The sequence below is a fragment of the Mycobacterium sp. genome (assembly GCF_049802695.1).
Lineage (GTDB): Bacteria > Actinomycetota > Actinomycetes > Mycobacteriales > Mycobacteriaceae > Mycobacterium.
The window spans coordinates 1-12,308 of sequence record NZ_JBARMY010000238.1 but is presented as its reverse complement, the minus strand read 5'-3'; the positions used below and the strand labels follow the sequence as shown (position 1 = coordinate 12,308).

Below are 12,308 nucleotides of genomic sequence, written 5' to 3'. Positions count from 1 at the left end.
CCGCTGACGCGCGGCTGGCTTGCCAGGTGCCGCGCGCCGAGGACGCGCTGCGGTAGAAGCCTCTTAGCTCGAGATCTTTGTCGCGCAGCGCGATCGCCGTACCGGGCGCCCGGTTGCGGTCTTCCTGAGCTTCCCGGCGGGCTTGCTCACGGGCCTCCACCAGCCGCTGACCGATCCGGGCGCCGAACGCAAGCTGAAAGTTCAGCCGGGCGGTGATCGTCGGCGTTGGTCGGTGCGCCCCGGAGGTGATGTACGAATCCGAGGCTCGCACCATCTGGACCACCAAGCTGGCGTACAACGCGTGGCTGGCGTCGATGTCCTCGGCAAACCCGTATGCGTAGACGAACGTCGAATTCGACGCCACGTCACATCGCACGTCATTGGCCGAAGCGATGACCACGAATAACTGGACGTAGGTCCGAAGTCCTCTGGCGCCCGCCGTCCCGATCGTGACCGTGCGCTGGACGGGGGCCTGCGCCTGGGTACGCGTGGCCGAGTGTGCCCGGGCCACCGCCAAGTCGATAGACGTCGCCGTGGCAAGCCGTTGCGCCGCGGCCATGAACGCCTCAGCCTCGTGATCGTTGTCGGTGCCTTCCGCCTGGCGCAGGAGGGCGGCGATGCGGGCCAGCATCTTGTCGTCGCTCATAGTCGCCAAACTACGTGACCGCTAAGACATTCCGGTGCGGCACGACCGGGGGCCATCCCGCTACGGGAGTCGTTGTTCACAGTCGGGCATTGATCCACGACTTGACGTCGTCGAGCACTTCGTTGCGCTCGGGCTCGTTGAACACTTCGTGGTACAAGCCCGGATACTCTTTGAGCTCGACATCCGGCGAGCCCACCGTCTCGACCAGCTTGCGACTGCCGCTGACATCGATCAGCCGGTCCTCCACACCGTGTACGACCAGCAGCGGCTTGGTCAGTGCGGCGGCCCGCTGCGGCATCGTCTCGCCGACGAGCAGCAGGGCGCGGGCGATGCCGGCCGGCACCTTGCCGTGATGCACCAGCGGGTCGCTGTCATAGGCGGCAACCACGGCGGGATCCCGGGAAACGGCTTTGGAGTCGAGTTCCTGCACCGGAAGCCCCGGCGCGACCGCGCCAACAGCTTTCGCGACCAGCGCCAACAATGGTGATAACCCGTGCTGCGCAGCCACCGCCGGACCAGACAACACCATCAGGTCGTAGTTGTCCGGACGCTCCACCCCGTAGGCGAACACGATGCCACCGCCCATACTGTGTCCGAGCACGATTCTCTTGCAGCCGGGATGTTCCTTGCCCGCGATGCCGACCAGCGTGTCGAAGTCGCCGGTGTATTCGGAGATGTCCTTGAGCAGCACCCGCTTGCCGCCCGAGCGGCCGTGTCCGCGATGGTCGAGCGCGTAAGTGACCAGCCCGGCCTCACCGAAACGCTGTGCAACGTGGTCGTAGCGGCGGGCATGCTCACCGAGCCCGTGCGAAAGGACTACTACCCCCCGCGGCGTTGTGGCCGGCGTCCAGACGTCGTAGACGATGCGCACGCCGCCGACCCCGTCGAAGTTCCGCTCGGTACGGGAGGTCATCAGGGCAGCGTAGACGGAAACCCCTCGCTTCTCGTCCGCCGCTCAGTCGGCGTTGACATAGGAGCCGCTGGGTACGGTGAAGTATGCCTGTCGAGGTCGAGGTTCGGCGCGCTGCTGATCGAGCGGTCACGAGGACTCCCTGGCTGAATTCGAGGCATTCCTTCTCCTTTGGTGACCACTACGATCCGGCCAACACCCACCACGGTCTGCTGCTGGTGAACAACGACGACATCGTTGAACCGCGCAGCGGATTTCACCGGCATCCGCACCGGGACATGGAAGTCGTGACGTGGGTGCTGCAGGGATCGCTGACGCATCAAGATTCCATCGGCAACCGTGGTGCCATCTATCCCGGCCTGGCTCAGCGCATGTCGGCTGGCAGTGGCATTCTGCACTCGGAGAAGAATGAGTCAGCCGGCGAGGCGGTGCGTTTCATTCAGATGTGGGTCATCCCTGATGAGCCGGGCATCTCTCCGAGCTATGAGCAACACGAGATCGCCGACGGACAACTGCGCGGAAACCTCGTTCCCATAGCCTCGGGCATCTCGGGCCGCGAGGCCGCGATCACTGTGCACAACCGTCATGCCGCCGTGCACGGTGCCCGGCTGGCGGCCGGCGAGTCTGTCGCCTTACCCGAAGCGCCGTACCTGCACCTGTTCGTCGCGCGGGGCCGGGTCACACTCGAGGGTGGCGGTGCGCTCGGGGAGGGTGACGCCGCTCGGTTCACCGGGTTCGACGGCGCGCTGGTCAGCGCCACCGAGGACACTGAACTGCTCGTGTGGGAGATGCATGCCGCGCTCGGTGGCTGAAGCGACTTCCCACGTCCGCTCAGTGGCGGAGTTGGCCACGCCGGCCGGTCACGCCCAGGTAGATGGCGATGAGGACGACGGCCAGGATGATGCCGACCAGAAACGGAATCACCGCCCACCCGCCGTTGGAATTGTGGTAGCCAAGGTTGTAGGTCAGCCATGACCCGAGGAACGCCCCGACGGCGCCCAAGATGATGGTCATGATGATTCCGATGTTTTGCTTACCCGGCATGATCAGCCGCGCAAGTGCGCCCACGATCAGTCCGACGATGAGGGCGCTGAAAATCGTTCCTATCATTGCTGCTCCTCTATCTTGAGGCGCCCGGTGGCGCCAACACCGATCGGGGTGCCCACTTAACCGGCCCGCCTAACTTTTCGCCGCGAGCACGACCACAGCGGCCGGAAACACACATAAGGTAGGCCAGACGAGAAGGAGCCTGCATGTCGCATGCGAAGCCCGAGCCCAAAGCACCCGGCCGAAAGGCGGCCGTAAAGCCCGGCCGAAGGGCGGCCGGAAAGCCCCGCCGAAAGGTTGGCGTCAAGCCCAGCCGCAAGGCCGAGGCAAGGCCCACCCGATCGGTGCGGTTCTGGGCGGCGCCGATCCTGATCAGCGTGGCGGTGTTGTCGGCGCTGGCGGCCCTCTATCTGGGTGGCATCCTGAACCCGACCACCAACCTGCGGCATCTTCCGATCGCGATCGTCAACGAAGATTCCGGTCCGACCGGGAAACAGTTCCTCAACGGCATGGTCGGCGGCCTCGACAAGGACAAGTTCGATGTTCGGATCCTGACGCCGCAAGCGGCCCAGCAGCAGTTGAATACGGCGGGCATCTACGGTGCGGTCGGCATAGCTCCGACCTTCTCCGCCAAACTGCAGGGCGTCGCACGGGCCGCGGTCAAACCGGGACCGGTCAGCCGGCCGGTCATCTCGGTGTTATCCAATCCACGCGCTGGCACGATGGGCTCTAATATCGCCAGCCAGGCGCTCAACCGGGCGGCCGCCGCTCTCAATCACAAGATCGCCAAACGGCTGATGGAGGAGGTAGCAGAGCAGACGCCTGGCGCTCGGCTTTCGAGTTCGGCGGCTGCGTTGCTGTCCAATCCCGTTGCTATCGAAAGTCAGGTCTACAAACCCCTTCCGGAAGGCACTGGCAGCGGCCTGTCGGCGTTCTACTACGCCCTGTTGCTGCTGCTGGCCGGATTCACCGGCAGCATCGTGGTCAGCACGCTGGTGGACTCCATGCTCGGCTACGTGCCGGCGGAATTCGGTCCGGTGTACCGATTCGCCGAAAAGGTCAAGATCTCCCGGTTCCGCACCTTGCTGATCAAGTGGGCTGTCACGGTGGTGGTGGCGTTGCTGACCTCGGCTGCGTACTTGAGCATCGCCAAGGGTCTCGGCATGCCTTTCGGGAACACCTGGGTGCTGTGGCTCTACGGCGTGTTCGCGATTGCCGCCGTCGGGATCTCTTCAACTTCACTCATCGCGGTGCTGGGCACAGTGGGTTTGCTGGTCAGCATGTTCATTTTCGTCATCCTCGGCCTGCCGTCGGCCGGCGCCACCATTCCACTCGAAGCCACGCCAACGTTCTACGGGTGGCTGGCCAAATTCGAGCCGATGCATCAGGTGTTCCTGGGCACCCGGGCGTTGTTGTATTTCAATGGGCGAGCCGATGCCGGCCTGTCGCAGTCGGTGATGCTGACCGCCGCCGGTTTGGTGATCGGACTTCTGCTGGGCGCCATCGTGACTCGCATGTACGACCAACGCGGTTACCACCGTATTCCGGCCGCCGCCGAGGCGTCCGCTACCACCGAACCGAGCGAAGGCACCGAACCGGCGGAGGCTGCGGAAGCCACGGAGACCGACGCGACGACGGCTGGCCCTGGCTTGACCGAGACCGCAGATCCGGAAGGCGCAGAGACGGCGGACAGTTGGGACACGACCGCCGACACAGCTGAGCCGGCGAAAGCGGACGCGTCAGGCGCCGATCACAGAACGGGTTGGGTCTGACAGGCCGGACCAAACCCGAAAGATCGATAGGCTCACCGCGACGATCGCGGCGGCCAGCGCGATCACCGGGGCAACGGTGATCCGAGACAGCGTCGCGGCGATGACCGCACCACCGCACATCGCCAACACGACGCTGTAGCGCAACTTTGCCCGGCTGCCGGTTCCTCCGGCGAGCCGACTGTCGAACCCTATGCCGACGATGGTGGTGGTCAGCACGGTGGTGCTGAGCTCTTGGATGCTAAATTGGCGAGCGGTGGCGGTGTGCAACTGCCATGTGCAGCAATGGTTTCGCTGAGGACACCGCGCCGGGTCGCTACAGCCGCGGTGTGAGATCCAGCGAAGTGATGGTGTTCATCCTGGTCACCAACCACCGTGCGCGATCGCGCTTCATGAAAAGCCGGTAGGACAGGTATTTCAGCGAGGGGATGTTCTTGGTCATCGGGCTCGTCGAGGTGCTGTTCGTGTAGACGATGGCGACGGCGTCGGAGCCCTCGAGCGACTCGACCGCCGCCCCGGTGACCACCGTGTCGTTCGTGACCTGAGCTTGCTTGTTGGGCGCGACGAGTGCGTCGACGAATCTGCGGTACTGGGCTTCGAAGTCGCCGGTGAGATAGAGCGACGCCCGATCGGCGAGCTTATCGAGGTTGTCCGGAGTGTAGGTCCACAGCGTGGTGATGGCGTTGGCCGCGGTCCGCGCGACCTTGAGTTTGGTCTGCACTTGCGCGCGATCTGCCAGGTATGGCTGAACCATGGCGCCTGCAAACGCTGCTGACCCGACGAACAGAGCGGCAGCGACGAGGACCACGGCGACAAGCCACCTGCCTACCGGCCGTCTTGACTGCGGCGTCTTTTCGCTTAGATCGGCTGTTTCGGGGGCTGCTTGGTCGCCGTCCTCGGCGGCTGGAGTCGTGGCAAGGTCGAGGTCGGGAGCGGATTCCGTTGCCCCTTGCCCTGTTTCGTTCCCAGTAGCTCCATCCGGGAGCGCAGCAGCGGCGCGGTGTCCCTTACGCCGCCGCCCAAGCCGTCTCAGCGACCGAGTCTTCGACGGTCTCCGCGGAGCCTCGTCTTCGACTGCGGACCCTTCCGATTCCGGCTGCCCGGTCTGAACCGCGTCGGTTGCGACGGCTGATTCGGCCTGCTCGTCTTGGTCGCGGATTTCGGTCAGATCACCTGTGACAGGTTGCTGATCTTCCACGCGTTCCCTTCCTGCTTAGCCGTCGCCACCCAACGACCTGTGTTGTCGAAAAGCTGCTTCCCGTCCGGAGCCTTCGATGTGACTTCGGTAGCCACCAAGACGTTGGCGCTGCCGTCGTCATTCCACCGTTCTAGGCCGGCGTCGAGGACGGTACCCGTGGTCCGTTCGCCTCTGGCGATCTGAAACAGTATTTCGTTGGCGCTGTCCTGAAATTGCTTCTGGAAGTCGCCGGTTGCCTGAGTCAAAACCCGATCCACATAGTCATTCGCGTGGTACGGATCGACCGAAGCGAACTCCGTCATGAACGACGACACATAGCTCAGCACAGCACGATCCTTCTCCGCTGCCGAATCGCTGCGGAGGTGCGAAACCAGCATCAGGGCGCTGCTCGTGAGCGCACCTACCATCAACAGCGCGGCGACCGTGAAGAGCAGCGGGATCCTCAGCGGGCGCGACGGTTCGCGGATTCGATGCAGCCATTGCCGCGACCGCGGCGACTGCGAAGCCGGTGCGGCCAGCAGTGATTGCTCACCGGGTCGAATCTTTCGACGCGGGCTCATTTTCCGCCCGCCGCCGGCTTCGGTTTCGTTACCACAGTCAGATCGTCTACCCGCCAGTGGCCGTTCGCGGCCTTCGCGAAGCTCACCCGCACGGTTGCGGTGATGTACCGCTGCTCCGATGCAAGGCCCCGTTCGCCACGCAGGAACAACAGCATCGACGCACGATCCGGCGTTGCGGATCCCAGCATTGCGGCGTTAGCGACGAAGTACTGATTCAGGACGGGGTGCTTCTGCACCGCTTCCTGCTGCTTGATCAACTGCTGGCGATATTTGTCGGTGGTCAGCGACTGAGCGCGCGCGAAGTCGTCCTGCATGGTTTTCGGGTCATAGGACAGCATCTCGGCGACGATTCTGGGCCCCTGCGCCGTTATCTGGTCGGACGCCTGCTTAATCGCCCGCTGATGCCAGTACACAACCCCATAGGACGTCGCCGCACCGATCAGACACAGCGACGTCGCGGCCAGCACCATAACGATGTTCAACCGCCGCACGCGCTGTGGCAGCGCACGTTCCTCGACGACTCGCACCTCGGTCCGTAATAGCAGATCAGCGAAAGTCCGCCGCCGTTGATCCCACAGCGGCCAAAGCCAACCCAGGAACACCGACATTGTGTCCAGCAAGTGAGCCAGGTCCCGCGCCAGCAGCCGCCACGGGCCGACGGCCATTCCATCCCGCCGGACAACGGCGATGTTGACATTGGCGCGACCCAGGCTCCATCCGATCACGGTCGGCAGCAGTAACCGGTTCACCATCATCGACAGGATGACCAGGCCCGCGATGACACCACAGGTCCACCACCACACGCCGCGCACCGGCACCGTCATGAAGACCAACGCCATCGTCGCCACGACGGCAACACCCGGTACGAGGTCTATGACAAACGACCATGCACGCAGGTGCCACGGCGCCTCGGGGCGAACTCGTGCTGCTTTCGGGATGGCCGGCGTTGTCTTCGTCTCCTCGACCACCGCCGTCACTTCGCCACCTGATCGAGCTTGGAAATCTTGTACTGACCCTCAGCAGGTGACATCGTCACCCGCAGTCGGAAACCCTGCTCTTGATTTTGCGCCTCGACGTTCGACACTCTGGTGCGCAGTGCTACCAACACGTCGACCGAACCGTCGCTGTTGTTTCGCTCCACCGCCGCACGCATGTCTGAAACCTGAACATGAACGTTGGCGGCTTGATAGGCCTCTGTGAGCATCCCGCTGTACAGCGCGGCCTGCGCACCGAAATCTCCGGTGGAGCATTCGATGATCCGGCGGGCGGCATCGGCCATGGCAGCTGTGTCAGGCGCCTGCGTCGCCGCCACACAGTCCTCGGCGGCCCGTAAGGCCGCGGCGTCGTCGCGGGCAGTGGCCTGGCTTTGCCGGTAGTACTGCAATGCGACGTAGCCGCCGGCACCGGCGCCGCCGGCCAGCAGGAGAAGGAGCACCGTGACAGCGACCAACCAACCGCGGCCCAGGCGCGATCCGGAATGCACGGCGCTGACCGCCGCGACAGCCTCGTCACCTTGTTCGCCGTCAGGCGCTGCGCCCGCCTCGGCGGCCGTCCCCGGCGTCACCTCGGTGCTGGACTGGTCGGCTCCGCCCTCGGAATCTTTCAATTCCCCGGGCGTCACCTCGGTGCCGGTCTGGTCGGCTCCGCCCTCGGAATCTTTCAGTTCCTCGGGCGTCACCTCCGAAAGCGACGAGTCGTCGGCATCGGTGAGGTTCAGCCGGCTGCTGGCGCCAGCATCTCCTTCCATCCGTCGTCTCCTGTATTACTCGAGTTCTGGACCGCGTACTTCACGCCGTCCGGCCCTATCAATTCACCGCTTTGCGGACTGTAGATCGCCGTGGGTGGACCGCCTGGAGTGTAGACGCAAGGGTTGGGTTGCTGCCCGTTGCACTGCACCGTACCGGAACCCGGCCGTTGCAAGGGATCGCTCACCGGAGGTGGCGTTCCCGGCACTCTGTCGGCGGGCGCGGGGTTGAGGCCGGTGTCGACCGAGGGCGCCTGCTCCACTATTCCCGGCGTAATCGGCTGATCACAGCGGGCACCCGGTGCCGGACAGTTCTTGATCTGGTTGGGGTCCCCGTACCACGGATTGGTGCCCAATGGAACATAGGGTTTGGGGTCGCGGCACTCCTTCGGCGACGCGGCCCGCTTCCCGGGCACATCGACACACGGGAAGTTGCGTGCCCCGCGGACGCCGTTCGCCGGAGTGTCCTTCGGAATCTTGCAGTAAAGCCCCTTCGGCACCGGCATATCGTTGGTGTCCGCCGGCGAGCGCCATTGCGACGCCGGAATGAAGCCGGTCAGACACGGTGGCGGCTGGTTGATCGTCGTCGCCACGTCGAGCGCAGCGAGCGGGGGGGACGGGAACGGCGCGGCTACGGTCTCCGCGATCGACGCGCCTTGCGGCAGAAACACGACCAATTGTTCGACATTGTTGCGGTAGCGCTTGAGCATTTCGAGGACGATCGCCAGATTGGCCAGCGTCTGTGGCAGCGCCTCCCGCACGTCGCCGAACGCCCCGGCCACCTGATCGGCAGTCGGTGCCGCCTGGGTCAGAATGCTGCGCACGTGCCCGTCGTTTTGCGCGGTTTGGGCGGCCAAACTGTCCAGGTTGCGCGCCCAGCGCTCGATCGAACTGCCCGAGTTGACCTGGCTGTCCAAGATCGGTGTCGAATTCTGAATGACGTCGTCGACGTTATGGATATTGGTGTCGAAGTCCTTGACGATAGCCTGGGTCGAGTCGACCAGCCGTTGCAGTGCGGGGCCCAAGCCGCCGACGGATTGAGCCGTCTCGTCCAACAGCGCGCTGATCTTGTCCTTGGGCAGTACGGACAGACCCTTGTTGGCGGCGTCCAGCAACGGCCCGATCTGAGCCGGCACGGTGCTTTTGGTGATGGTCTGTCCGGCGGAAAGATACTTGCTCGGGTTGCGCGGCGAGGTCAGATCGAGATATTGCTCTCCGACCGCCGATACCGAGTGCACGTTGGCGATCGCATCGATCGGAATCTTGTAGCGGCTGTCCATGCTCATCGTCGCATGCGCGCCCAGTTCGGTCGGTTGGATGTCGGTGACCTTGCCGACCGTGATGCCGCGGTAGGTGACGTTCGCGGTTTTGTACAAACCGCCCGATTCCGGCAGATCCGCCTTCAGCGTGTACCGGCCGACACCCACCAACGTCGGAATCTGCAGGTAGTAGACGCCTAGCACGAGCACCGCAATCACCGACATGCCGACGAACAAAATCAGCTGGCGCCGGACAAAGGGAGTCATCAGCAGTTCCTATCCGCTCTTTCAACCAACGGCCCCCCGGGAGCGTCGTTCGGGTTAGGCGTGTAGCGGACGTCCGGAATCATCGTTTCCGGATCGCGACCGAACGACTGCTCGAGCGCTCGCAATGAACCGGACAGCCCCGTACCGGTCAAAAACGCGTTGTCGGCGGCGCTATAGGTCACGTCGAGCGTGATCGAGATGTTGTAGTAGTCGCCCCGGAACGTCTTGGGAGCGGTGTCGACGTCGAACGGCTGGGTGAGAAGGATCTTCAACGCGCCGAGCAGGTCGGGTGAAGCACGGCCAAGCTCCTTCAACGGGCACTGCAGAGCCTGCAGATCTGTGTGCAGGTCGCCGCGCACAGCGCCCAAGTATTGCGCAGCGGCACCGGTGACCCGGCCCAACGCATCGGCCGCGTTGATCAACAGATCCTGATAACGCTTGTCCGCCAGGTGTTTGATCAACGGCGGGACATCCGTCAACACCCGATCGATGACGTCGGCACGAGTGCCGACGTAGGCCAGCAACCTGTTCGTGGAATCGATGGCGTGGTTGATGTCGTCACGTTGCTCGTTGACCTGGCGGGTGAACGTGTCCAATTTTCCGAGGAACGCGCGAATCTGGTCGCCGCGGCCGGAAACGATGCTGTTGACCTCGTTCTGGAGCACTTCCAAGTTCGGAATTCCGCCGCCCCGCAGGATCATGGCGAGACTGGCCAGAGTTTGCTCAGTAGACGGATACGACGACGAGTTCTTCAGCGGAATGGTGTCGCCATTTTTTAACAGCTGAGGAGACGGATTGGCCGGCGCGGCTAATTCGATGTGTTGGGACCCCAGCAGGCTGGTTTGGCCGATCTTGGCGGTCGCATTTTTCGGCAGCTTGACACCCTTGTTCAAGCCCAGCGTCAGGGTGGCGATCCAGTTCTTCAGCTTGATTTCGCGGATTGAACCGACGAATACGTCGGCCACCTGGACACGGCTGTTGCCGTTTATGGCCAGCGTGTCCGGCATCTGCACGTAGACGGTGTAGGAGCCGGATTCGTTGCCCGGGCCGCCCGGAATCGGCACGTTGGAGATGCCTCGCCAGCCACACGAACTCAACATCAATGCCGCTGTCGCCAGGACCAGCCCGTGCCGACCCCAATGACGAAGACGTGATGTGGCGTTCACCGCCCACGGCTTGGCTGTGTTTTTCACGCTCGCAGCGCCCCTTGCGCGTCTCACTGGCCCGCTCCCAATTCGGCGGACAGTGGCGGACCAGCAGGTGCCGGCCCTGGCCCTGGCGTCGGTGCGACCGGTCCCGGCCGCACATCGGGGCCAGGCGACGGTGGTGGTATCGGCGCGGGATGGTCGGGCTGGCCGATATAGGGCAGCGGACCCGGTTGTTCGTCGTAGGCGTTCGGATAGCCGGGCGGGGTCTGCAAGTTGGATTGCACCGGCGGGATGTCCGGGCCGCCCATCAGTTCGCCGAGAGATTCGGGGGTCAGCAGTCCCGCAGTGATCGGGCCGACCTTCTGACCCTGCATGCCGGGTGCGGTGACCCAACCCGGTTGGGTGTTCTTGTGCGACGTCGGAGTGTCCGGCGACCAGATTCCCGGAACGGTGGTGTCCTTGTACCCGTTCGGCGGCTGCAGCCGCGGTTCGGAGTAGGCGATCTCCTTCGGTGTCGTCTCGGCGGTCGAAAACAGGTTGAGGCCGAACGGCAAATAGTTGAACTTGATCGCATCGAGGATCGGCCCGAGGTACTGCGCACAAAGTTCGGCGGATTCCTGGTAGCCGAGCCGGCTGCCCGCCTGGATCGTGCTGCAGAGGAACTGCATCGGGTTGGCGAAGTTCACGATCGCCGGGATGGCGACGATGGCGCCATGCGACGGGTGATAAATGGTGTTGAGGTTCGCCGCCCCCGTCGGCGCGGCGTGCAGGAGGGTTTCCAACCCGTCCAGCGATTCGGGTTGAACCAGTGTCGTGGTCACCTCGGCCAGGTTGTTGATGTCGTGCGTCAGCACTTCGCGGTTTTTGGCGAAAAACGGCCGCACGGTGGACAGCAGACCGTCGAACTGCTGTTGCGCGTTGGCAAGGTCCTGGTCGGAATGGGTCAGCCGGTCGGTGAACTGCGCCAAGTTCTGATTCAGCGCGACGAATTGTTGGTCGTCCTGGTGCAGAGCGTTGACGAACAGCGCCAGGCTGCGCACCACCGCGAAGAAGTCGCCCCGGCCTTCGTTCAGCGCGTTCAACGCCCGCGACAGGTTGCTGAAGGCGGTGTTCACCTCCTTGCCCTTGCCGGCCAGCCCGTCGGCGAACGACTCGATGACATCGCCGAAGGGCCCCTTGGGCTGCTGAGGCGTCGGGCCGAGCTTGGAGATGATGTTGGAGATGCTGTCCCGCAGCTCGTCGAACTCGGTCGGCACCTGGGTGCGCTCGATCGGGATCACCGCGTTTTCCGCCATTACCGGGCCACCTTTGTAGACCGGTTCCAGTTGCAGCGTGCGCGACGCCACCAGCGTGGGGTTCAGCACCACCGCCGAGGCGTTGGCAGGCACCTTGTACTTACCCAGATAGTGGAAGGTCACTTTCATCTTGTCGCCGGCCGGCTCGATCTTGTCGATGGCGCCCACCCGGAAGCCCATGATCTGAACCTTGTCTCCGGGATACAGCGCGTTGGCTTCCGGGAAGTAGGCGACGACGGTGTTGTTGATCAACTTCTGGTACAGCTGCCAGCCGACGAACGCGGCGACCAGAGCCAACACGGCAATCACCGATGCGATGATCACCGATGCCCGGGACAGCTTCGGCAGCGGCAGGTTGCGGAGATCGAAGATCGTGCTCAATTCTGACTACCTCCCTCCGCGCCGCTACCACCAGTGCCGCCGGGGTTGATGAACGGCGCCGGAAGCTGGGGCCCGGGCCCGGGC

General features: G+C 64.0%; 12 protein-coding genes and 1 pseudogene. 2 read left to right on the top strand and 11 right to left on the bottom strand.

What is annotated here, in order from left to right; genetic code table 11:
- The coding region (locus WA317_RS09620; RefSeq protein ID WP_425172806.1) for a DUF2786 domain-containing protein at window positions 1-646 on the bottom strand (646 nt) is incomplete at its 3' end.
- 76 nt (window positions 647-722) lie between these two features.
- Complete coding sequence (locus tag WA317_RS09615) at window positions 723-1,562, bottom strand: lysophospholipase (protein ID WP_425172809.1); 840 nt, start codon at window positions 1,560-1,562, stop codon at window positions 723-725.
- 80 nt (window positions 1,563-1,642) lie between these two features.
- On the opposite strand from WA317_RS09615, the gene WA317_RS09610 reads away from it, so the two are divergent.
- Window positions 1,643-2,368 (top strand): pirin family protein, encoded by a 726-nt coding sequence (locus WA317_RS09610; RefSeq protein ID WP_425172805.1) that lies wholly within the window; start codon window positions 1,643-1,645, stop codon window positions 2,366-2,368.
- A 19-nt stretch (window positions 2,369-2,387) separates the two neighbouring features.
- On the opposite strand, the gene WA317_RS09605 is transcribed toward WA317_RS09610, so the two are convergent.
- On the bottom strand, window positions 2,388-2,666 hold the full coding sequence (locus tag WA317_RS09605) for a GlsB/YeaQ/YmgE family stress response membrane protein (protein ID WP_425172804.1): 279 nt from the start codon (window positions 2,664-2,666) through the stop codon (window positions 2,388-2,390).
- A gap of 143 nt (window positions 2,667-2,809) precedes the next feature.
- On the opposite strand from WA317_RS09605, the gene WA317_RS09600 reads away from it, so the two are divergent.
- Window positions 2,810-4,375: a DUF3533 domain-containing protein gene (locus WA317_RS09600; protein WP_425172803.1), complete on the top strand. Its 1,566-nt coding sequence runs from the start codon at window positions 2,810-2,812 to the stop codon at window positions 4,373-4,375.
- Here WA317_RS09600 and WA317_RS09595 read toward each other — a convergent pair.
- From WA317_RS09595 to WA317_RS09560, 8 genes and pseudogenes are all read right to left on the bottom strand, one after another.
- Window positions 4,343-4,642: pseudogene (locus WA317_RS09595) on the bottom strand (DUF1275 family protein); the annotation flags it as partial. The gene WA317_RS09600 and the pseudogene WA317_RS09595 sit on opposite strands and share 33 nt — an antisense overlap.
- A 46-nt stretch (window positions 4,643-4,688) precedes the next feature.
- Window positions 4,689-5,570: a mammalian cell entry protein gene (locus WA317_RS09590; protein WP_425172802.1), complete on the bottom strand. Its 882-nt coding sequence runs from the start codon at window positions 5,568-5,570 to the stop codon at window positions 4,689-4,691.
- A complete protein-coding gene (locus WA317_RS09585; RefSeq protein ID WP_425172801.1) occupies window positions 5,537-6,130 on the bottom strand; it encodes a mammalian cell entry protein in 594 nt (197 codons plus the stop codon). Before WA317_RS09585 ends, WA317_RS09590 begins: the two co-directional genes overlap by 34 nt.
- Window positions 6,127-7,107 (bottom strand): RDD family protein, encoded by a 981-nt coding sequence (locus WA317_RS09580; protein ID WP_425172800.1) that lies wholly within the window; start codon window positions 7,105-7,107, stop codon window positions 6,127-6,129. Before WA317_RS09580 ends, WA317_RS09585 begins: the two co-directional genes overlap by 4 nt.
- Window positions 7,104-7,877, bottom strand: coding sequence for a hypothetical protein (locus WA317_RS09575; RefSeq protein ID WP_425172799.1), 774 nt, complete (start codon window positions 7,875-7,877; stop codon window positions 7,104-7,106). The genes WA317_RS09580 and WA317_RS09575 overlap by 4 nt, the downstream gene beginning before the upstream one ends.
- A complete protein-coding gene (locus WA317_RS09570; protein WP_425172808.1) occupies window positions 7,844-9,403 on the bottom strand; it encodes an MCE family protein in 1,560 nt (519 codons plus the stop codon). Before WA317_RS09570 ends, WA317_RS09575 begins: the two co-directional genes overlap by 34 nt.
- A complete protein-coding gene (locus WA317_RS09565; protein WP_425172807.1) occupies window positions 9,400-10,566 on the bottom strand; it encodes a virulence factor Mce family protein in 1,167 nt (388 codons plus the stop codon). Before WA317_RS09565 ends, WA317_RS09570 begins: the two co-directional genes overlap by 4 nt.
- Window positions 10,567-10,616: 50 nt before the next feature.
- Window positions 10,617-12,224 carry a virulence factor Mce family protein gene (locus WA317_RS09560; protein ID WP_425172798.1) on the bottom strand — a complete coding sequence of 536 codons (1,608 nt, stop codon included), beginning with the start codon at window positions 12,222-12,224 and terminating at the stop codon, window positions 10,617-10,619.
- Window positions 12,225-12,308 lie beyond the last annotated feature (84 nt).

What these genes read in the sequence shown, in the direction of transcription:
- WA317_RS09605 (WP_425172804.1), bottom strand. Translation starts at nt 2,666, where the DNA reads ATGATAGGAACGATTTTCAGCGCCCTCATCGTCGGACTGATCGTGGGC.
- WA317_RS09575 (WP_425172799.1), bottom strand. Translation starts at nt 7,877, where the DNA reads ATGGAAGGAGATGCTGGCGCCAGCAGCCGGCTGAACCTCACCGATGCC.
- WA317_RS09610 (WP_425172805.1), top strand. Translation starts at nt 1,643, where the DNA reads ATGCCTGTCGAGGTCGAGGTTCGGCGCGCTGCTGATCGAGCGGTCACG.
- WA317_RS09585 (WP_425172801.1), bottom strand. Translation starts at nt 6,130, where the DNA reads ATGAGCCCGCGTCGAAAGATTCGACCCGGTGAGCAATCACTGCTGGCC.
- WA317_RS09600 (WP_425172803.1), top strand. Translation starts at nt 2,810, where the DNA reads ATGTCGCATGCGAAGCCCGAGCCCAAAGCACCCGGCCGAAAGGCGGCC.